23 protein-coding genes are annotated in these 18,003 nt (G+C 62.4%); 9 read left to right on the top strand and 14 right to left on the bottom strand.

Annotated elements, in window-relative coordinates; translation table 11 throughout:
• Positions 1 to 14: 14 nt before the first annotated feature.
• The 8 genes from AC07OE_RS12220 to AC07OE_RS12185 form a co-directional block, all read right to left on the bottom strand.
• Positions 15 to 896: a cytochrome c oxidase subunit 3 gene (locus tag AC07OE_RS12220; protein WP_495070831.1), complete on the bottom strand. Its 882-nt coding sequence runs from the start codon at positions 894 to 896 to the stop codon at positions 15 to 17.
• A 53-nt stretch (positions 897 to 949) separates the two neighbouring features.
• Positions 950 to 1,144: a DUF2970 domain-containing protein gene (locus tag AC07OE_RS12215; RefSeq protein ID WP_495070830.1), complete on the bottom strand. Its 195-nt coding sequence runs from the start codon at positions 1,142 to 1,144 to the stop codon at positions 950 to 952.
• Positions 1,145 to 1,155: 11 nt separating this feature from the next.
• Positions 1,156 to 1,752 carry a cytochrome c oxidase assembly protein gene (locus AC07OE_RS12210; protein ID WP_495070829.1) on the bottom strand — a complete coding sequence of 199 codons (597 nt, stop codon included), beginning with the start codon at positions 1,750 to 1,752 and terminating at the stop codon, positions 1,156 to 1,158.
• Positions 1,753 to 1,755: 3 nt separating this feature from the next.
• Positions 1,756 to 1,869 (bottom strand): cytochrome oxidase small assembly protein, encoded by a 114-nt coding sequence (locus AC07OE_RS12205; protein WP_495070828.1) that lies wholly within the window; start codon positions 1,867 to 1,869, stop codon positions 1,756 to 1,758.
• Positions 1,869 to 3,485 (bottom strand): cytochrome c oxidase subunit I, encoded by a 1,617-nt coding sequence (gene ctaD, locus AC07OE_RS12200; RefSeq protein WP_495070827.1) that lies wholly within the window; start codon positions 3,483 to 3,485, stop codon positions 1,869 to 1,871. The genes AC07OE_RS12205 and ctaD overlap by 1 nt, the downstream gene beginning before the upstream one ends.
• Positions 3,486 to 3,527: 42 nt before the next feature.
• Positions 3,528 to 4,712, bottom strand: coding sequence for a cytochrome c oxidase subunit II (gene coxB / locus AC07OE_RS12195; RefSeq protein WP_495070826.1), 1,185 nt, complete (start codon positions 4,710 to 4,712; stop codon positions 3,528 to 3,530).
• Between the two features lie 55 nt (positions 4,713 to 4,767).
• Entirely contained in the window at positions 4,768 to 5,244 is a 477-nt protein-coding gene (locus AC07OE_RS12190; RefSeq protein ID WP_495070825.1) for a DUF2244 domain-containing protein, read from the bottom strand.
• A 142-nt stretch (positions 5,245 to 5,386) separates the two neighbouring features.
• Entirely contained in the window at positions 5,387 to 6,307 is a 921-nt protein-coding gene (locus AC07OE_RS12185; RefSeq protein WP_495070824.1) for a class I SAM-dependent methyltransferase, read from the bottom strand.
• A 39-nt stretch (positions 6,308 to 6,346) separates the two neighbouring features.
• Between AC07OE_RS12185 and AC07OE_RS12180 the strand changes: the two genes are divergently transcribed.
• Together AC07OE_RS12180 and trmL are read left to right on the top strand one after the other, a co-directional pair.
• A complete protein-coding gene (locus tag AC07OE_RS12180; protein WP_495070823.1) occupies positions 6,347 to 7,042 on the top strand; it encodes a ComF family protein in 696 nt (231 codons plus the stop codon).
• Positions 7,043 to 7,069: 27 nt separating this feature from the next.
• The gene (gene trmL / locus AC07OE_RS12175) at positions 7,070 to 7,543 is read left to right on the top strand and encodes a tRNA (uridine(34)/cytosine(34)/5-carboxymethylaminomethyluridine(34)-2'-O)-methyltransferase TrmL (RefSeq protein WP_495070822.1); all 474 of its coding nucleotides are present in this window, start codon (positions 7,070 to 7,072) and stop codon (positions 7,541 to 7,543) included.
• On the opposite strand, the gene AC07OE_RS12170 is transcribed toward trmL, so the two are convergent.
• Both AC07OE_RS12170 and AC07OE_RS12165 read right to left on the bottom strand, forming a co-directional pair.
• Positions 7,540 to 7,995, bottom strand: a complete 456-nt coding sequence (locus AC07OE_RS12170) for a MaoC family dehydratase (protein ID WP_495070821.1) — start codon at positions 7,993 to 7,995, stop codon at positions 7,540 to 7,542. The genes trmL and AC07OE_RS12170 overlap by 4 nt on opposite strands.
• A gap of 64 nt (positions 7,996 to 8,059) precedes the next feature.
• On the bottom strand, positions 8,060 to 8,680 hold the full coding sequence (locus AC07OE_RS12165; RefSeq protein ID WP_495070820.1) for a nucleotide-binding protein: 621 nt from the start codon (positions 8,678 to 8,680) through the stop codon (positions 8,060 to 8,062).
• Positions 8,681 to 8,721: 41 nt separating this feature from the next.
• Between AC07OE_RS12165 and kefF the strand changes: the two genes are divergently transcribed.
• Both kefF and kefC read left to right on the top strand, forming a co-directional pair.
• Positions 8,722 to 9,387: a glutathione-regulated potassium-efflux system oxidoreductase KefF gene (gene kefF / locus AC07OE_RS12160; RefSeq protein WP_495070819.1), complete on the top strand. Its 666-nt coding sequence runs from the start codon at positions 8,722 to 8,724 to the stop codon at positions 9,385 to 9,387.
• Positions 9,387 to 11,213: a glutathione-regulated potassium-efflux system protein KefC gene (gene kefC, locus AC07OE_RS12155; RefSeq protein WP_495070818.1), complete on the top strand. Its 1,827-nt coding sequence runs from the start codon at positions 9,387 to 9,389 to the stop codon at positions 11,211 to 11,213. The genes kefF and kefC overlap by 1 nt, the downstream gene beginning before the upstream one ends.
• Positions 11,214 to 11,232: 19 nt before the next feature.
• Here the strand turns inward: kefC and AC07OE_RS12150 are convergent, their stop codons facing one another.
• Positions 11,233 to 11,988 carry a sulfite exporter TauE/SafE family protein gene (locus AC07OE_RS12150; RefSeq protein WP_495070817.1) on the bottom strand — a complete coding sequence of 252 codons (756 nt, stop codon included), beginning with the start codon at positions 11,986 to 11,988 and terminating at the stop codon, positions 11,233 to 11,235.
• Positions 11,985 to 13,187 carry a 3-oxoadipyl-CoA thiolase gene (pcaF, locus tag AC07OE_RS12145; protein WP_495070816.1) on the bottom strand — a complete coding sequence of 401 codons (1,203 nt, stop codon included), beginning with the start codon at positions 13,185 to 13,187 and terminating at the stop codon, positions 11,985 to 11,987. The genes AC07OE_RS12150 and pcaF overlap by 4 nt, the downstream gene beginning before the upstream one ends.
• Positions 13,188 to 13,281: 94 nt before the next feature.
• Here pcaF and AC07OE_RS12140 point away from each other — a divergent pair, with 94 nt between their 5' ends.
• Positions 13,282 to 13,716, top strand: a complete 435-nt coding sequence (locus AC07OE_RS12140; RefSeq protein ID WP_495070815.1) for a DUF1841 family protein — start codon at positions 13,282 to 13,284, stop codon at positions 13,714 to 13,716.
• A gap of 4 nt (positions 13,717 to 13,720) precedes the next feature.
• Here the strand turns inward: AC07OE_RS12140 and AC07OE_RS12135 are convergent, their stop codons facing one another.
• Both AC07OE_RS12135 and AC07OE_RS12130 read right to left on the bottom strand, forming a co-directional pair.
• Positions 13,721 to 14,182, bottom strand: coding sequence for a hypothetical protein (locus AC07OE_RS12135; RefSeq protein WP_495070814.1), 462 nt, complete (start codon positions 14,180 to 14,182; stop codon positions 13,721 to 13,723).
• Positions 14,183 to 14,284: 102 nt separating this feature from the next.
• A complete protein-coding gene (locus AC07OE_RS12130) occupies positions 14,285 to 14,950 on the bottom strand; it encodes a c-type cytochrome (RefSeq protein WP_495070813.1) in 666 nt (221 codons plus the stop codon).
• Between the two features lie 128 nt (positions 14,951 to 15,078).
• Here AC07OE_RS12130 and AC07OE_RS12125 point away from each other — a divergent pair, with 128 nt between their 5' ends.
• Genes AC07OE_RS12125 through AC07OE_RS12110 form a run of 4 tightly spaced genes read left to right on the top strand, consistent with a single transcriptional unit; the run spans position 15,079 to position 17,989 of the window.
• Positions 15,079 to 15,921, top strand: coding sequence for an AAA family ATPase (locus AC07OE_RS12125; RefSeq protein ID WP_495070812.1), 843 nt, complete (start codon positions 15,079 to 15,081; stop codon positions 15,919 to 15,921).
• A gap of 10 nt (positions 15,922 to 15,931) precedes the next feature.
• A complete protein-coding gene (locus AC07OE_RS12120; protein WP_495070811.1) occupies positions 15,932 to 16,156 on the top strand; it encodes a hypothetical protein in 225 nt (74 codons plus the stop codon).
• A 3-nt stretch (positions 16,157 to 16,159) separates the two neighbouring features.
• Positions 16,160 to 16,756, top strand: coding sequence for a GNAT family N-acetyltransferase (locus AC07OE_RS12115; RefSeq protein WP_495070810.1), 597 nt, complete (start codon positions 16,160 to 16,162; stop codon positions 16,754 to 16,756).
• A gap of 18 nt (positions 16,757 to 16,774) precedes the next feature.
• Positions 16,775 to 17,989, top strand: coding sequence for a vWA domain-containing protein (locus tag AC07OE_RS12110; RefSeq protein ID WP_495070809.1), 1,215 nt, complete (start codon positions 16,775 to 16,777; stop codon positions 17,987 to 17,989).
• Positions 17,990 to 18,003 lie beyond the last annotated feature (14 nt).

Here is an 18,003-nt window from a genome sequence, read left to right as displayed (position 1 = left end):
GTGCCGTTGGCAGCTTAGAACCAGTACACCAGGATGTACAGGCCCAACCACACCACGTCCACAAAGTGCCAGTACCATGCCGCGCCTTCAAACCCGAAGTGCTTTTCGGATGTGAAGTGGCCTTTTTGCAGGCGCAGGGTAACGAACAACAGCATCAACATGCCCACGAACACGTGGAAGCCGTGGAAGCCCGTCAGCATGAAGAAGGTGGAACCAAACACACCAGAACTCAGCTTGAGGTTCATCTCGGTGTAAGCCTCGTGGTACTCATAGCCCTGCAGGCAGAGGAACAGCACGCCCAACAGCACGGTGGCCCACATGAAGCGGATGGTCTTGCTGCGGTTGCCATCGATCAGCGCATGGTGGGCGATCGTGAGCGTCACACCGGAGGACAAAAGCAACGCCGTGTTAATGGTGGGGATGGGCCAAGGGCCCATGGTCGTGAACGACTCCACAATGCCGCCAGGCGAGGCAGTGGCTCCGGCAGCCAGACTAGGCCACACGGCCTTGAAGCCAGGCCACAGCAGCGCATTGTCCAGGCTGCCCAAAGCAGGAACCGAGTGCGAACGTGCCCACCACAGTGCCGTGAAAAAGGCACCAAAGAACATCACTTCAGAGAAGATGAACCAGCTCATGCTCCAGCGGAAGGAGATGTCGATCTTGCGACCGTACTGACCGCCTTCGCTTTCGCGGATCGCATCGCCAAACCATTGGTACAACACGGCCAGCCACCAGACCAGGCCCAGTGCCAGGGAGTACTTGCCCCAATCGGCGCCGTTGACCCATTGGCCGGCGCCCAGAATCACAAAAAACAGTCCGGCAGCCGCCATGACCGGGTGACGCGAAGGACCCGGTACAAAGTAGTACGGCGTGCCACCATGTGTTGTAGAACTCATTTTTGCTCCATTCCTTCTCTAATCCAAATCTCTGAAATCGGGCGGGGGCTCACTCAGGAGGCCACGGCCCATTTCGCCAAAGTAATCAATAGAACCACCAGCAGCAACGCACCCACGATGCCCACCACCACCACATGCATGGGATTGACCTTGGCCAGGTCATCCCGGTAGCCCTTGTTGCTGCGTATGCCCAAAAACGACCACGCCACCAGCTTCACACTGTGGAGGAAAGAGGCCTTAGGGGGCACCTTGGGCTCCATCACGAACCTGCACTTTCCGCGGTCGGCATTTTCACGCTGGCCACCGGAGCCGCAGGCGTTTTGCCACCCACCTCAAAAAAGGTGTAAGACAGCGTGATGGTGCTCACGTCCTTGGACAACTTCGGGTCAATCACAAACACCACAGGCCATGCCTTCTTCTCACCCGGATCCAGCGTGTACTGGTTGAAGCAGAAGCACTCCAGCTTGTTGAAATGCGCAGACGCTTGCAGCGGCGCATAGCTGGGGATGGCCTGCGCCGACATGCGGCGGTTCTGAATATTTTGGAACTCGTACATCACGGTGGTGATTTCACCAGGATGCACCTGTACCGAACGCTGTGCGGGCTTGAAATCCCAGGGGCCCCGGGAGTTCGCATCGAACTCCACGGTGATGGTGCGCGAAGTGTCCACCTGGGTGTTCACCACATTGGCTTTTTGCCCGGACACCACCTGCTCGCCCAAGGCCAGGATGTTGATCCCGGTCATCTCGCAAATGCTTTTGTATATCGGCACCAGCGCGTAGCCGAAGGCAAACATGCCAACGGTGACCACCGCCAGCTTGCCCACCATCCGTGAGTTTTCGCGCTTCAAGCCCATGTATTACTTTCCGAGGAACACCATCTTGGCCATGAAACCAATGAAGAACACCGCTGCCACCGAGGCCAGAATCAGGCCCAGGCGCACATTGGCTTTCTTTTGCTCCGGCGTAGACATCAGCCAATCACCTTGGTGGCGGTTGCGTCCAGCTTGGGCGGGTTCTCGAAGGTGTGGAACGGTGCAGGCGAAGGCACTTCCCACTCCAGGCCTTCAGCCGCTTCCCAAGGTTTTTGTGGGGCTTTTTCACCCTTGCCCAACATGATGGGCAACACCACGAACAGGAAGAAGTACACCTGTGCCAGGCCGAAGGCGAAGGCGCCTACCGAAGCCACGGCGTTGAAGTCAGCGAACTGCATGGGGTAGTCGGCGTAGCGACGGGGCATACCGGCCAGACCCAGGAAGTGCATGGGGAAGAAGGTCACGTTGAACGCGATCAACGACCACCAGAAGTGGATCTTGCCGCGGGTTTCGTTGTACATCACGCCAGTCCACTTGGGCGACCAGTAGTAGAAGCCGGCAAACATGGCATACAGCGAACCTGCCACCAGAACGTAGTGGAAGTGGGCCACCACGTAATAGGTGTCCTGCAGCTGGATATCGATGGGGGCCATCGCCAGGATCAGGCCGGTGAAGCCGCCCATTGTGAACACGAAGATGAAGCCCACCGCAAACAGCATGGGGGTTTCAAACGTCATGGAGCCTTGCCACATGGTGGCGATCCAGTTGAAGATCTTCACGGCGGTCGGCACGGCGATCAGCATCGTGGCGTACATGAAGAACAGCTGTCCGGTCACGGGCATGCCGGTGGTGAACATGTGGTGGGCCCACACGATAAAGGACAGGATCGCGATGGAGGACGTGGCGTACACCATGGAGGCGTAGCCAAACAGCTTCTTGCGGGCAAAGGCGGGCACGATTTGGCTGATGATGCCGAAGGCCGGCAAGATCATGATGTACACCTCGGGGTGGCCAAAGAACCAGAAGATGTGCTGGTACATGACGGGGTCACCACCACCTGCGGGGTTGAAGAAGCTAGTGCCAAAGTGGCGGTCCGTCAGCGTCATGGTGATCGCGCCAGCCAGCACGGGCATCACAGCAATCAGCAGGTAAGCGGTGATCAGCCAGGTCCACGCGAACATGGGCATCTTCATCAGCGTCATGCCAGGCGCGCGCATGTTCAGGATGGTCACGATGATGTTGATCGAGCCCATGATGGACGAGGCACCCAGGATGTGCATGGCAAAAATACCAGCATCCATGGAGGGGCCCATTTGCAGGGTCAGCGGCGCGTACAACGTCCAGCCGGCAGCGGGTGCTCCACCAGGCATGAAGAACGAGCTCACCAGCATCAGCGCCGCAGGAATCATCAGCCAGAAGCTGAAGTTATTCATACGGGCAAACGCCATATCGGACGCACCAATTTGCAACGGGATCATCCAGTTAGCAAAGCCCACGAAGCCCGGCATGATCGCGCCGAACACCATGATCAGACCGTGCATCGTGGTCAGCGAATTGAACAACTCAGGGTTCACCAGTTGCAAGCCGGGCTGGAACAGCTCAGCCCGGATCAGCAAGGCCAGAATGCCGCCGATGATCAGCATCGTGAAGCTGAACAGCAGGTACAGGGTACCGATGTCCTTGTGGTTGGTCGCAAACACCCAGCGCTGCCAGCCCGTAGGGGCATGGTGGTGGTCGTCATGGGCGTGATCGTGGTGGTCTAGTACGGCGCTCATTCTGCTGTCCTTCTCAATTCTCTTCGTTCAGTCTGGGGAACATTACTTGCGCAATGCCAACACGTCGGCTGGCTGCACCAGTTGACCCGTCTTGTTAGACCAGTTGTTCTTGGTGTAGCTGATAACCGCCGCGATGTCGGTGTCGCTCAAGGCCTTCCAGGAAGGCATGGCACCGTTGTTCTGGCCATTCAGCAGAACCGCGATTTGTTTGTTCTTGTCAGCGTCGAGCACCACAGCAGCACCGTCCAGGGGCTTGACCGGGCCAGCGCCCTTGCCGTTGGCCTGGTGGCAAGCGGCGCAATTCTGTGCGTACACTTTTTCGCCACGCTTGGTGATGTCGTCCAGTGTCCAGACCTTGGTGGGGTCATCGGCCTTGGCAGCCATTTTCTTTTGCTCCACAGCTACCCACGCCGAGTAGTCTTCTGCAGACAACACCTTCACGTGGATGGGCATGTAGGCGTGCTCCTTACCGCACAGCTCGGCGCACTGGCCGTAGTAGTCGCCCACTTTTTCAGCACGGAACCAGGTGTCACGCACAAAGCCGGGAATGGCATCCTGCTTGATACCGAAAGCGGGCACCATAAAGGCATGGATCACGTCGTTGGCGGTGGTGATGATGCGGACCTTTTTGTCCACAGGAACCACCAGCGGGAAATCAACCTTCAGCAGATAGTTATCGACCGACTCGCCCTTCTTGGGGCCGCCGGCGTCGGACATGGCGCGCTGGTCGCTGTCCAAGGTGGATACAAAGCCGATGCCTTCGCCTTCGCCCTTGAGGTAGTCATAGCCCCATTTCCACTGCATGCCGGTGGCCTTGATGGTCAGGTCGGCGTTGGTGGTGTCTTTCATGGCCACCACCACCTTGGTGGCGGGCAGCGCCATCAGGATCACGATGACGAAGGGAACAATGGTCCAGATCACTTCAACGGTGACCGACTCGTGGAAAGTGGCGGCTTTATAGCCCTGGGATTTGCGGTGCTTCCAGATGGAATAGAACATCACCGAGAACACGGCCACGAAGATGACCGAGCACACGATGAGCATGAACCAGTGCAGCCATTGCTGCTCGCGGGCGATGTTGGTGACCGCAGGGGCCAGGTTCAACTGGTTCACAGCCGGCCCGCCGGGCAGGTCGTTGACGGCATGCGCCAGGGTGAATGCTGCAGTGCCAGCCCATGCACCTGCTGCCAGCAGCAGTGAAGCCAATTTGTTCAATATGCTCTTCATCGTGTTCACTTTTCTAAGCCCCAAAAATACCAAATGCGCAGCGCGGGCACGCCCTTCAGGCGGCACGCAATGCAAGCCGGATTTCACGGGCCAGCAGCGGTCGCAGCTCTGGCCGGATAAAACGCCCTACCCGGATGGTTCGCCCCCGCCCAGACAACTCGATCAACGACCCGTCGCCCGCACGCGGCTCCACCCTCACCCAATCCCTCTGAAATTCGGCCCGTTCGAGTTTGCCCGCACTCTCCAACTCAACCACCAGCTGCCCCTCCTGCAAGGAGATGCGCTCGCCGTCGGTGGCATGCCGGGCATACACCACAAACGCCAACCCCACTGCCATCAGTTCGAGTGATGCAAAGGGCATCACCAGCGTTGCGCCCTGGGACCAGAAGAAGATTCCGATGCCCAGAGAGACCACACACAGTGACACATACAGCCAGACCAGTTGGGTGGGCGTGACTGAACAGTTACGCCTGAGAAACCACTGAACGTGCCGCCCTTGTACCGTCGCAAAGCGAAAAACCAGATTCGTCATGCGTCTTGCCCGAAATGGCCCAGCCATTCACTGGCCGAGTCGAGACTGCAGGGGAAATGCCTTACCTCTAATCCACGCATTGTAGTCGAGCCGGCTTCTGAATCTGCCCCCAAAAGGCAAAACTGCGCCCCGGATTCGTCGCTCAGGCGCCCGTTTTGGCGCCTGTTGGGCCGTGCTTGAGAACGGATCGCATCTGTTCCAGCGACACCGTGGTCTCGGCTTGCACTTTCAGCCGGGGCCGGGGTTTGAAGGCGTGTCCATAGACAATTTCGAAAGTCACCTGCAAGCGACCATCGCCCGCAGACGTTGCCAACCCTTGCGACAGGGCCGCATGCAAACGCCCGAGCCAGGCGCGCGAACGCAGGCCGGCAAAACGCTTCGGGTGCAAATTGCGCCCCAGGCCTCGCAGCTCAGCCAGCAGGCTTTGGGGCGTGGAGTAGGTCAGCGTGATGCGCTCCATGTCCATCACCGGCTCGGCAAAACCGGCATGGACCAACATGTCGCCCCAATCGTGCATGTCGGTGAACTCATGGCCGGGCACCGGCCAACCCATGCGGGTGTACACCGCATGCAGCTCGCGCAGGGTGTCGGGCCCCAGACAGGAAAACATCGCAAACCCCTCGACCGCCAGCAAGCGGTGCCACTCGCCAATCAGGGCCTCGGGGTCAGCGGCCGTGTGCAGGGCCATGTTCGCCCACAGCATCTGCACCGGCTGCGCAGGCGCGGCAAAGTGCAGCTTGGGGCCGCGCCAGCGGGCCGGTTGCCACCAGGGCTTTGCTATCAAATCATGAGCGGCCTGCGCACGTTCTGCGGGGGCTTCGAGCACAAAACACTCGGAATCGGGATAGCGCTGGCTTAACAAGGCCTGGGCTTGCACGCCGCCTTGCAACGGGCCCCAGTGCACCCATTGCCGGGGTTTTTGCACGATCCATTGCAAGCGGTCTTCCATGCGGCGTGCCACTTCCTCATGCAACCAGGGCGACGTCTCTCCCGGTGCCGGGCGCCGCTGGGCCCAACGCGTGGCGGCAACGGGGTCGATGGTAGGGGGGCGCTGGGTGCTCATGGAGGTGGTACAAAAGGCGGTCGCGAGTATATTGCCTGCATGTTCCGCGAGCTGCTTCAGGGGGTATCGCAGCGCCTGCCCAGCCGGTGCGCTGTCTGCCATGCTTGGCCCGCCCAGGCCGTGTGCGAGGACTGTGTGACGCAGTTCGCCCAACCCGTGCACCGCTGTAGGCACTGTGCCCTGCCCCTGCCAGCGGGCATGCCGCGCTGTGGCGCCTGCATCAGCTCCCCGCCGCCATGGGATGCCGCTTTGGCCGCGGTGGCTTACGCCTACCCCTGGTCCGGACTGGTGGTGGATTTCAAATTCCAACAGCATCCGGCCTGGGCCAGCACGCTGGCCACCCTGCTGCACAGCGCGCCATGGGTCGAGCCCGCGCTGGACGCTGCCGACCTCGTGCTGCCCCTGCCCTTGTCACGCCAGCGGCTGCAGAGCCGGGGCTTCAACCAGTCGCTGGAGCTGGCGCGCCGCCTGGCCCCGCACAAGCTGCGCACCGACCTGCTGCTGCGCGTGAAAGACACACCACCCCAAAGCAGCCTGCCACGCAAGGAGCGGTTGCACAGCGTGCAGGGCGCGTTTGCGGTGGAGCCACTGCGCGTCCATGCGCTACGGGACCGCCGCGTGGTGTTGGTGGACGATGTGATGACCAGCGGCGCCTCGCTGCACGCGGCCAGCACGGCGTTGCGCGGTGCCGGCGTGGCGCACATCACGGTGCTGGTGTTTGCGCGCACGGAATAGGCCCATGCCCGCGCGACAATAGCGGCCATGTTTCATATTGTTCTGGTTGAACCCGAGATCCCGCCCAACACGGGCAATGTCATCCGTCTGGCCGCCAACACGGGCTGCACGCTGCATCTGGTGGAGCCGCTGGGGTTTTCCATGGACGACAAGCACATGCGCCGGGCCGGCCTGGACTACCACGAGTACGCGGCGCTCAAGCGCCATGCAAACTGGCAGGCATTTCTGGACACGGAGCAGCCTGCCGTGGACCGCATGTTCACGCTGACCACCCGCGGCACGCGCAGCCCCTATGCGGTAGCGTTTCAGCCTGGCGACTGGCTGGTGTTTGGCTCAGAAACCAAAGGAATCTCGGACACGGTGCGCGCCCAATTCGACGGTGAACGCAGCCTGCGTCTGCCCATGCTGGCGGGGCAGCGCAGCCTGAACCTGTCAAATGCTGTGGCCGTAACGGTGTTCGAGGCCTGGCGACAGCAGGGCTTCGCCACCCCCGACGTTTAGGGGTACTGGCGCGCCAGCGATTCGGCCACGCAGACCGGTTTGGGCGCGCCTTCGCGCTCCACGGTCACTTCCCAGGTCTGCTGGCGGCCTCCGTTGTCGATGGGGTCGCTGGCCAGCAGCTTCATGTGCGCGCGCAAGCGGCTGTTCACGGGCACCGGCGCAATGAAGCGCACCTTGTTGAGCCCGTAGTTCACGCCCATGCGCGCTTCGGTCACGGTCAGGGCGCTCTCAAAAAAATGGGGAATCAGCGACAGCGTCAAAAACCCGTGCGCGATGGGTGCGCCAAACGGACCCGCCTTGGCGCGCTCCACGTCCACGTGGATCCACTGGTGGTCGCCCGTGGCCTGGGCAAACAGGTTGATGTGTTCCTGGGTGACGGTGGTCCACTCGCTGGTGGCCACGTGCTGGCCCACCAGGGCGGAGAGTTCGGCAAGGGTGGCAAAGGTTTTCATGCCGCCCACTGTAGCCAGCCGCGGCGCACCGGCGTGTCCGCCGCGTGACAAACCGGTGCCGTAGTTACTTTGCGTCCAGCCACTGGCAGATAGGCTGCCACTGTGCCAAGTCGCGCTCCACCCGACCTGGGGCTACGTCAAATACCGTGAGCCCGCGGGCCGCCAGTTGGATGTAGTTCTGCGTGTCGCGCACAAAGCCCAGCACCGGCAGGCCCAAACTCTGTACAAAGGTATGCAGTTGGTCTGCCGCACGGGTGCGCTCGTCCACGCGCATGCCCACGATGCCGATTTGCGTCTTGGCAGCTTGGGTGCTGGCGGCCAGTTCGTCCAGGAATGCGCGCGTGGCAAAGATGTCGAATACGCTGGGCTGCAGCGGCACGACCACCTTGTCGGCCAGCTTCAGCACTTCTTTCAGGCGCTTGCCATGCAGGCCGGCGGGCGTGTCCAGCACCACGTGGGTGGTGCCCTTGGGCGGCTTGGCCATCTGGTCATCGCCCACATCCCAGCTTGCAATGGGCCGGGCCGCCGTGGGCCGCAGCGTAAGCCAGAGCCGGGAGGACTGTTGCCGGTCGGCATCCCCCAGCATGACAGCATGCCCCTGGGAGGCAAAGTAGCCCGCGATCTGGGTGGACAGGGTGGACTTGCCCACCCCGCCTTTGGGATTGGCGACAACAACCACGGGCATACACGACTCCTCGGAGGGTGGAACTGCGCTATGTTATCGGGATGGACACCGAACACCAAGCACCGCCCGCCACAGATGCGCCTGCCCGACCCCGCCCCATCTACGTGGTCGCGGCCCACCCCAACTGGCGTGAGTCCCGGGTCAACCGGCGCCTGCTGCAGGCCGCGCACGCCGCCGACACGGCCACGGTGTGCGACCTGTACGCACATTACCCGGACTACCACATTGCAGTGCCTACCGAGCAGGCTCGACTGCAGGACGCCCAACTGGTTGTGCTGCTGCACCCGGTGCAGTGGTACTCCATGCCCGCGCTGCTCAAGCTCTGGCTGGACGATGTGCTGGCCCATGGCTGGGCCTATGGTGGCGGCCACGCGCTGCAGGGCAAGGACCTGTGGCTGGTGGCCACCACGGGCGGGACCGAAGACTCCTACCACCCCCAGGGCTACAACCGCTATTTTTTCGACGCCTTCATGCCGCCCTATGAACAGACCGCCGCACTCTGCGGCATGCGCTTTTTGCCCCCCATGGTGCTGCACGGCGCGCACAGCGTGGGCACGGCCGAAGTGGATGCCCACGTGGCCATGTTTGCCGAGCGCCTGGCCAGCTACCCGCAGTGGCCCGAGTTGGACGATATGGAAAGCTGCATCGCCTGCGTGGTGCCCGACAGCGACCGCCCCACCCATGACACCGTGGAGGCCAAAGTCTGATGGAACACGCACCGACCTGGCTGATCAACAGCTTTATCTACCTGAGCGCGGCGGTGATCGCCGTGCCGCTCTCCAAGGCCGTGGGCCTGGGTTCCATCATCGGCTACCTGGCCGCCGGCATTGCCATTGGCCCCTGGGGCCTGGGCCTGGTGACCAATGTGGAAGACATCCTGCACTTTGCCGAGTTTGGCGTGGTGCTGATGCTGTTCCTGGTCGGCCTGGAGCTGGAGCCGCGGCGGCTGTGGAACCTGCGCCGCTCCATCTTTGGCTGGGGCAGCATGCAGGTGCTGGGCTGTGCGCTGCTGCTCACCGTAGTGGCCATGGCCTGTGGCGTGGGCTGGCGCCTGGCGCTGGTGGCCGCACTGGGCCTGGCCTTGTCCAGCACCGCCATTGCGCTGCAGGTGATGGACGAACGCAACCTGTTACCCACCGGCAGCGGGCAGGCGGCGTTTTCCATCCTGCTGTTCCAGGACGTGGCGGCCATCCCCATTCTGGCGCTACTGCCCTTGCTAGGCGTGGTTTCTACAGGAAGTGAGGCCTCAGCCCCCGTGGAATATGCACAAGCAGCTATCAAAATCGTAGTAGTCATCGCCGGCATCGTGCTGGGTGGCCGGCTGCTGATGCGTCCACTGTTCCGCTGGATTGCGCGTTCCAAGACGCCCGAGATCTTCACCGCCACGGCACTGCTGCTGGTGGTGGGCATTGCGGGGCTGATGCAGTTTGTGGGCCTGTCCATGGCGTTGGGCGCCTTTCTGGCCGGCGTGCTGCTGGCCGAGAGCGAGTACCGCCGCGAGCTGGAGACCGACATCGAGCCCTTCAAGGGGCTGCTGCTGGGCCTGTTCTTTATCGCCGTGGGCATGAGCATTGACTTTGGTGTGCTGCTTGCATCTCCTGGCCTCATGGCACTGGTGGTGGTGGGCTTTCTGGCCATCAAAGCCGTGGTGATCTACGCGCTGTCCCGGCATATCGAGCTGCCCTTTCAGGAGCGGCCGGTGTTCACGCTGCTGCTGGCGCAAGGGGGCGAGTTTGCGTTTGTGGTGTTTCAGGCCGCGGCCGGGGCCAATGTGTTCCCGGCACAAACGGCTTCGCTGCTCATAGGTGCGGTTGCTGTGTCCATGCTGCTCAGCCCGCTGATCCTGGTGGCGGTGGACCGGCTGGTGCTGCCGCGGTACGCCCACTGCGGTGTGCCGCAATTGGAGGAAATCTCCGAGCAGCAAGAGGCGCCCATCGTGATTGCCGGTTTCGGCCGCTACGGGCAAATCATTGCGCGCGTGATGCTGGCCGAGGGCATTCCCGCCACCGTGCTGGACCACGACGCCGAGATGATTGAGGTGGCACGCAACATCGGCTACCGCGTGTACTACGGCGACGCCACCCGACTGGACTTGCTACGCACCGCGGGGGCTGCCACCGCCATGGTGCTGGTGGTGGCGGTAGACGATGTGGAGCAGTCGCTGGAGATCGTGGACCTGGCGCAGGCCCACTTTCCGCAGCTGAAGATCGTGGCGCGTGCGCGCGACGTGATCCACTGGAACAAGCTGCGCGATCGCGGCGTGATGCTGGTGGAGCGCGAGCTGTTCGAATCCAGCCTGCGCAGCGCGCGCAGCGTGCTGGAGCTGCTGGGCCAGGAACCCCACGCCGCACGCCAGACCACCATGCGCTTTCGCCAACACAACCTGGAGCTGTTCGAGAAACTGCACCCCCATTACAAGGACAGCTCCCAGTTCATCGCCGGGATCAAGCAGGGCCGCCAGCAGCTGGAGGAGCAGATGGCGCAAGAGCGTGCGGAACGCGACAAGCGCGCACCGCACCGCTGGGACCAATAGTGGCATCGCACGGGTGGACTCAGACCAGCCCGTCCCACAGCAACTTCACGCCGGTCAAAAACATGCCGGCATATAGAAAGCGATAAAACAGTTTCTGGCTGATGCGCCGCGCCAAGCGCACACCGATCCACACGCCCACCGGAGCAATGGGCAGCAGCACCAGGCTGGTGGCCATGTTGCGCATGTCCAGCAGGCCCAGCAGGCCATAGGGAATCCACTTGCTGAGGTTCACCACAAAGAAGAAAAACGCCATGGTGGCGGTGAACTTGACGGGGCTGAGCTTGAGCGGGATCACATAGGCGTTGATGGGCGGGCCACCCGCATGGGCAATGAAGCTGGTGAAGCCCGAGGTGGTGGTGAGGATGGCACCCAGCCAGCGCGGTGGCGGTGCGCTGTCGGGCTTGGGCGGAAACAGCAGGCGCTGCGCCAGAAACAGCAGCGTGAAGCCGCCCACCATGGCCGCCACCGTGTGTGCATTCAGCACCTTGAACAGCAGCGCGCCAATGCCTATGCCCAGCATGCCGAAGGGAATCAGAAACTTCAGCAACGTGAGGTCAAAGTCCTTGCGAAACGCCGCCATGCCCAGCACATCCATCACGAACAAAATCGGCATCAGGATGGCCGCTGCCTCGGGCACGGTCACGGCCAGCGCCATCATGGGCACGGCCAGTGAGCCAAAGCCCGCGCCAAAGCCGCTTTTGCTGATGCCCAGCAGCAGCACGGCGGGAATGGTGACAGCGTAGAAAAACGGATCGGAGATCAGCGGAAAGTTCATGCACGCTCCAGCACCACTGCGATGCCCTGCCCCACTCCTATGCACATGGTGCACAAGGCGTAGCGCCCGCCCAGCGTGTGCAGCTGGTTCACCGCCGTGGTGGCCAGGCGCGCACCGCTGGCGCCCAGCGGGTGGCCCAGCGCGATGGCACCGCCCCAGCGGTTCACGCGCGCATCGTCGTCAGCCAGCCCCAGCAGGCGCAGCACCGCCAGGCCCTGGGCGGCAAAGGCTTCGTTCAGTTCGATCACGTCCATCTGCGCCAGCGTGAGCCCGGTTTGCGCCAGCACCTTCTGCACCGCGGGCGCCGGGCCTACGCCCATGACGCGCGGCGCTACGCCGGCCGTGGCCATGCCCACCACGCGGGCGCGGGGTGTCAGGCCATGGCGTGCGGCCGCATCTTCGCTGGCCAGCAGCAGCGCGCAGGCGCCGTCGTTCACGCCGCTGGCATTGCCGGCCGTTACTGTGCCGCCAGGGTGGACGATGGGCTTGAGCTTGGCCAGCACCTCCAGCGAGGTGGCGCGCGGGTGTTCGTCCTGGCGCACCACCACAGCCTCGCCTTTTTTGGCTTTCAGGGTGACTGGCGTGATTTCGGCGTCGAAATACCCGGCCTGCTGCGCGGCCAGCGCTTTTTGCTGGCTGGCCAGCGCAAAGCGGTCTTGTGCCTCGCGGGTGACACCGTGCTCGGTGGCCACGTTCTCCGCCGTTTCGGGCATCGAGTCGGTGCCGTACCGCGCCTGCATCTGCGGGTTGATGAAGCGCCAGCCAATCGTGGTGTCATAGACGGCGTTGCTGCGGCCAAATGCGACGTCCATCTTGGGCATAACGAACGGGGCGCGGCTCATGCTTTCCGCGCCACCCGCTATCAAAAAGCTAGCTTCACCCGCTTTAATGGCGCGGGCTGCAGTGCCAATAGCATCCAGACCCGAGCCACACAGGCGGTTCACCGTGGCGCCGGGCACATCCAGCGGCAGGCCCGCCAGCAACGCCGCCATGCGCGCGACGTTGCGGTTGTCTTCGCCGGCCTGGTTGGCGCAGCCCAGCAGCACTTCGTCCAGTTGCATCCAATCCACGCCGGGGTGGCGCGCCATCAGCGCCTGCAGGGGCGCGGCCGCCAGGTCGTCGGCGCGCACGCTGCTCAAGGCGCCGCCGTAGCGGCCAATGGGGGTGCGGATGGCGTCACAAATAAAAGCATGGGGCATGGCAATCGTCCGGCAACAAGAGGTGCCCGCACTGTACCCAAGGACACGCCCACTAACTGACGCCGATGTGGCAGGCCCGTGCTAACCTTGGCCCATGTTCAGTCCCTCTCAAGAAGACGTCCGTCGATTCTTTTGCTCTACCTATGCCAAAGCCCGCACGGGCGTTGCGCTGGAAGCTATTGAAACCATAGCAGCCCAATGGATGGACGAGCACCCCGAGTACGCAGCTGACTTTGCCGATGTGGACACCGCGCTAACCACCATGTACGAAGCGACCGAGGGGCGCACCAACCCGTTTTTGCACCTGAGCATGCACCTGTCGATCAGCGAGCAGTGCAGCATCGACCAGCCGCGCGGCATCCGCCAGGCGGTGGAGCTGCTCACGCACAAGCGCAATTCGCTGCACCAGGCGCACCACGAGGCCATGGAGTGCCTGGGCACCATGCTGTGGGAAAGCCAGCGCGCCGGTCGCCCGCCGGACGGCGATGCCTACATCGCCTGCGTACAGCGGCACGCCACCAAGGACTAAGGCCTCAGGGCGCTGCCAACAGGCCCTGCAGCCAAGTGTGGGCCACCTCAACCGTCTCAAACACCTGAAACGCTGGCCAGCCCGCATCGGCATAGCTTTGGGCCAGGAGCGCAGGCATCACATGGCTGCCCTCGACCTCGGGCGCAATGACAAAGGCCGTGCCCCGCGGCGCCAAGCCAGCCTGCACCAGTTGCCGCAGCCCCTGGGCCAGCGCTGCTAGCACTTCAGGCCCCGCCATGGCGCTCCCCTGCACCACCACTAGCTCGGCACACGGGCCCTGCGCCGTGAGCTCGGAAAACGCCTTGTGCAGAATCGGCCCCACCAACTGAGCCAGTTCCTTGTTGAAGGGCCCCTCCACCTCGCTGCGCAGCAACTGGCCATCGATGTGCCACTGCACCCGGCCATGCGGCGGAAACAGGGGCGAGCCCAGGCCCTGGGTGGAAAAAGTGGGCAAGTCGTCGTGCATGGTCCGTGCAGTGTAGGAGCGATGCCCCGCGCCTACAAGCCGGGTTACGCGCATGAAAAAAGCCGCTCAAGAGCGGCTTTTCGGAGGGTGCCAGAGATCGGCTCAGCGGAAGCGGCTTTGCGGCACGGTCTTCAGCTCGCTGGGCAGGCTGCCCATGTAGTTGGCCAGCTCTTTCAACTCGGCGTTGGAGAACTGTTTGGCGACGCCGCCCATGATGGCGTTGCCGCGGCCGATATTGGCGTTACCTTCTGTCTTGTAGGCCTTCAGCGCGACATAGAGGTAGTCGCTGTGCTGGCCAGCAATCTTGGGGTAGGTGGGGTCGATAGGCTTGCTGAACGAGTCGCCGTGGCAGGAAGCGCAGTTGCCCTTGGTCAACAAAGCATTCACTTTGTCGTTACCAGCAGCGGCCTTTTCCAGGGCGGGGGCGCCCTGCACAACACCACTGGCTTCGTAGTAGGCAGCCAGGTCGGCGATGTCCTGGTCAGACAGCGAATCGGCAATACCGCGCATGGTGGGGTGCTTGCGGTCGCCTTTTTTGTACGCGTTCAGCGCGGAGGCAATGTACTTGCCGCCTTGGCCCGAGATCTTGGGAACCTTGTGAACTTCAGGGAAGCTGGCCTGGTAACCCACAATGCCGTGGCAGCCAATGCACATGGCGTTCTTCTTTTCGCCAGCCTTGATATCTCCTTGGACGCCCTCGGCGTGGGCAGCGAAAACGGTCACAGAGGCGACAAGCGCAGCGGACAGGGACAAGAGGAATTTGTTCATTTTGCGGGGACAATCAAGACGGTGATTGGTATAAATCAGCTAGCCGATTATATCGACCGCCACCTGCGCCCTTTGCAGCCTTTCTGCATTGTTTGGTCCGACCACCCATTGCCCTGCCCGCCCAAGCCATGAAATTCCACGGAACCAAGAACTACGTCGCTACCCAGGACCTGATGCTGTCGGTCAACGCGGCCATCACGCTGCAGCGCCCGCTGCTGGTCAAAGGCGAGCCCGGCACCGGCAAAACCATGCTGGCCGAGGAAGTGGCGCAGGCGCTGGACATGCCCCTGCTGCAGTGGCACATCAAGTCGACCACCAAGGCCCAGCAGGGCCTGTACGAGTACGACGCGGTCAGTCGTCTGCGCGACAGCCAACTGGGCGATGAACGCGTCAAGGACATCCACAACTACATCGTCAAGGGCGTTCTTTGGCAGGCGTTTACCGCGGACAAGCCCGTGGCGCTGCTGATTGACGAGATCGACAAGGCCGACATCGAGTTTCCCAATGACCTGCTGCGTGAAATCGACCGCATGGAGTTTTACTGCTACGAGACGCGTGAACTCATCAAGGCCAAGCACCGCCCACTGGTGTTCATCACCTCCAACAACGAAAAAGAGCTGCCCGACGCGTTTTTGCGCCGCTGCTTCTTCCACTACATCAAGTTCCCCGATGCCACCACCATGCAAAGCATTGTGGAAGTGCACTTCCCCGGCCTGAAAAAAGAACTGCTGGCCGCGGCCATGAAGACCTTCTTTGAGGTGCGCAGCCTGCCGGGGCTGAAGAAAAAACCCTCCACCAGCGAGCTGTTGGACTGGCTCAAGCTGCTACTGGCCGAAGACATTCCGCTGGAAGCGCTGCAAAGCAAGGACGACAAGATGGCCGTGCCCCCACTGGTGGGCGCGCTGCTGAAGAACGAGCAAGACACCACGCTGTTTGAAAAGCTGATGTTCATGCAGCGCAACAACCGCTGAGCCCCACCCCATGAACAAGCTGTTGGCAGAAGGGTTGTCCGACGCCGTAGGATTCGTGGGCGGTGCCCTGGTCGGATTCTGGGTGGGCCGCCTGCTGGGCCTGGACATTTTTGCCGCCGGCTACGGCAATGCGGCCATTGGCGGCATTCTGCTCACGGGTCTGGGTGGCGGCGGTGGCCTGCACCTGGCACGCCGCTGGCAAGTGGCCCGCAATGCGGCCAAGAAAGAAGACTGAACCATGGCATTTGTAGACCCCGTCACCCTGTCCGCCCGCGGCGTGCAGCTGGTACCGCTGGCACTGGAACACGAGGCCGGCCTGCGCACCGCCGCCGCCGATGGCGAGCTCTGGAAGTTGCGCATCACCTCGGTGCCCGAGCCGGAGCAAACCCGCAAATACATCGAAGACGCACTGGCCATGCGCGAGGCCGGCAACCGCTTTGCATTCGCCGTGACCGACGAGGCCACGGGCCGCGTTCTGGGCTGCACCAGCTACCACGACATCGTGCCCGCGGTGAAGCGCGTGGAAATTGGCTGGACGTGGTACGGCAACGCCAGCCAGCGCAGCCACGTCAACACCACCTGCAAGCTGCTACTGCTGACCCATGCGTTTGAAACCCTGGGCTGCCACGTGGTGGGCTGGCGCACCGACAACTTCAACTTCAAATCCCAGGCCGCCATCGAGCGCCTGGGCGCCAAAAAAGACGGCGTGATCCGCGGCCACGCGCTGCGCCGCGACGGCACCATCCGCGACACCGTGATGTACAGCATGCGCAGCGGCGAATGGCCCGAGGCCAAGGCGCAGCTGCTGTACCTGCTGGACAAGCCGCGCGCCTGACGCGCCAAGGAGCCCGCCATGCTGCTGGACTTTTTCTACACCCTGCGCTCTGCCAAGCTGCCGGTCTCGGTCAAGGAATACCTGACCCTGCTGGAAGCCTTGCAAAAAGGCGTGGTGGGGCCAATGACGCCGCAGCCTGACGATGCATCCGAGCCCAGCGGCTACACCATTGACGACTTCTACTACTTGAGCCGCACCACGCTGGTGAAGGACGAGAAGCACTACGACAAGTTCGACCGCGCCTTTGCCGCCTACTTCAAGGGCGTGGAGATGATTGCGGACTTCACCAAGGACATTCCACTGGAATGGCTGCGCAAGAACCTGGAACTCAACCTCAGCCCCGAAGACAAGGCCAAGATCGAGAAGATGGGCTGGGACGAGCTCATGGAGACGCTGAAAAAGCGTTTTGAAGAGCAGAAAGAACGCCACGAGGGCGGCAGCAAATGGATAGGCACCGGCGGCACCAGCCCGTTTGGCGCCAATGGCTACAACCCGCAGGGCGTGCGCATCGGGCAGGACAAGGGCCGCAACAAGAGCGCGGTGAAGGTGTGGGACCAGCGCGCCTACAAGGACTACGACGACACCCAGGAGCTGGGCACGCGCAACATCAAGGTGGCACTGCGCCGCCTGCGCAAGTTTGCGCGCGAAGGCCATGAGGACGAACTGGACCTGGACGAAACCATCAGCAAAACCGCAGCCAACGCGGGTTACCTCGACATCAAGATGCGCCCCGAGCGCCACAACAATGTGAAAGTACTGCTGCTGATGGACGTAGGCGGCACGATGGATGAGCACATTGCGCGCGTGGAAGAGCTGTTCAGCGCGGCCAAGACCGAGTTCAAACACCTGGAGTTCTATTACTTCCACAACTGCGTGTACGACTACATGTGGAAGAACAACCGCCGCCGCTTTGCCGAGAAGTTCAATACCTGGGACATCCTGCGCAAGTACAACAAGGACTACAAGCTGATCTTTGTGGGCGACGCGACCATGAGCCCCTACGAGATCCTGCAGCCAGGCGGCAGCGTGGAATACAACAACGAAGAGGCCGGCGCCGAATGGCTGCAGCGCCTGACCAGCACCTTCCCCAAGTTCGCCTGGATCAACCCCGAGCCGCAGGGCGTGTGGCAGTACCGCCAGAGCATCAGCGTGATCCAGCAGCTGATGCACAACAAGATGTACCCGCTGACCCTCAAGGGACTGGAAGAGGCGATGCGGCAGCTGACCAAGTAGCGCAAACCGCGGCC

The organism is Rhodoferax sp. GW821-FHT09E07, from assembly GCF_059416145.1.
The sequence above is the reverse complement of the archived record's forward strand: the minus strand, read 5'-3'. Positions and strand labels throughout refer to the sequence as shown.

Excerpts from the sequence above, each read along its gene's own strand:
- AC07OE_RS12220 (WP_495070831.1), bottom strand. The coding sequence starts at position 896 with ATGAGTTCTACAACACATGGTGGCACGCCGTACTACTTTGTACCGGGT.
- coxB (WP_495070826.1), bottom strand. The coding sequence starts at position 4,712 with ATGAAGAGCATATTGAACAAATTGGCTTCACTGCTGCTGGCAGCAGGT.
- pcaF (WP_495070816.1), bottom strand. The coding sequence starts at position 13,187 with ATGCCCCATGCTTTTATTTGTGACGCCATCCGCACCCCCATTGGCCGC.
- ctaD (WP_495070827.1), bottom strand. The coding sequence starts at position 3,485 with ATGAGCGCCGTACTAGACCACCACGATCACGCCCATGACGACCACCAC.
- AC07OE_RS12165 (WP_495070820.1), bottom strand. The coding sequence starts at position 8,680 with ATGCCCGTGGTTGTTGTCGCCAATCCCAAAGGCGGGGTGGGCAAGTCC.
- AC07OE_RS12115 (WP_495070810.1), top strand. The coding sequence starts at position 16,160 with ATGGCATTTGTAGACCCCGTCACCCTGTCCGCCCGCGGCGTGCAGCTG.
- AC07OE_RS12180 (WP_495070823.1), top strand. The coding sequence starts at position 6,347 with ATGTTCCGCGAGCTGCTTCAGGGGGTATCGCAGCGCCTGCCCAGCCGG.
- AC07OE_RS12190 (WP_495070825.1), bottom strand. The coding sequence starts at position 5,244 with ATGACGAATCTGGTTTTTCGCTTTGCGACGGTACAAGGGCGGCACGTT.
- AC07OE_RS12120 (WP_495070811.1), top strand. The coding sequence starts at position 15,932 with ATGAACAAGCTGTTGGCAGAAGGGTTGTCCGACGCCGTAGGATTCGTG.
- AC07OE_RS12185 (WP_495070824.1), bottom strand. The coding sequence starts at position 6,307 with ATGAGCACCCAGCGCCCCCCTACCATCGACCCCGTTGCCGCCACGCGT.
- kefC (WP_495070818.1), top strand. The coding sequence starts at position 9,387 with ATGGAACACGCACCGACCTGGCTGATCAACAGCTTTATCTACCTGAGC.
- trmL (WP_495070822.1), top strand. The coding sequence starts at position 7,070 with ATGTTTCATATTGTTCTGGTTGAACCCGAGATCCCGCCCAACACGGGC.
- AC07OE_RS12150 (WP_495070817.1), bottom strand. The coding sequence starts at position 11,988 with ATGAACTTTCCGCTGATCTCCGATCCGTTTTTCTACGCTGTCACCATT.
- AC07OE_RS12140 (WP_495070815.1), top strand. The coding sequence starts at position 13,282 with ATGTTCAGTCCCTCTCAAGAAGACGTCCGTCGATTCTTTTGCTCTACC.
- AC07OE_RS12130 (WP_495070813.1), bottom strand. The coding sequence starts at position 14,950 with ATGAACAAATTCCTCTTGTCCCTGTCCGCTGCGCTTGTCGCCTCTGTG.
- AC07OE_RS12125 (WP_495070812.1), top strand. The coding sequence starts at position 15,079 with ATGAAATTCCACGGAACCAAGAACTACGTCGCTACCCAGGACCTGATG.
- AC07OE_RS12135 (WP_495070814.1), bottom strand. The coding sequence starts at position 14,182 with ATGCACGACGACTTGCCCACTTTTTCCACCCAGGGCCTGGGCTCGCCC.
- AC07OE_RS12170 (WP_495070821.1), bottom strand. The coding sequence starts at position 7,995 with ATGAAAACCTTTGCCACCCTTGCCGAACTCTCCGCCCTGGTGGGCCAG.
- kefF (WP_495070819.1), top strand. The coding sequence starts at position 8,722 with ATGGACACCGAACACCAAGCACCGCCCGCCACAGATGCGCCTGCCCGA.
- AC07OE_RS12205 (WP_495070828.1), bottom strand. The coding sequence starts at position 1,869 with ATGTCTACGCCGGAGCAAAAGAAAGCCAATGTGCGCCTGGGCCTGATT.
- AC07OE_RS12210 (WP_495070829.1), bottom strand. The coding sequence starts at position 1,752 with ATGGGCTTGAAGCGCGAAAACTCACGGATGGTGGGCAAGCTGGCGGTG.
- AC07OE_RS12110 (WP_495070809.1), top strand. The coding sequence starts at position 16,775 with ATGCTGCTGGACTTTTTCTACACCCTGCGCTCTGCCAAGCTGCCGGTC.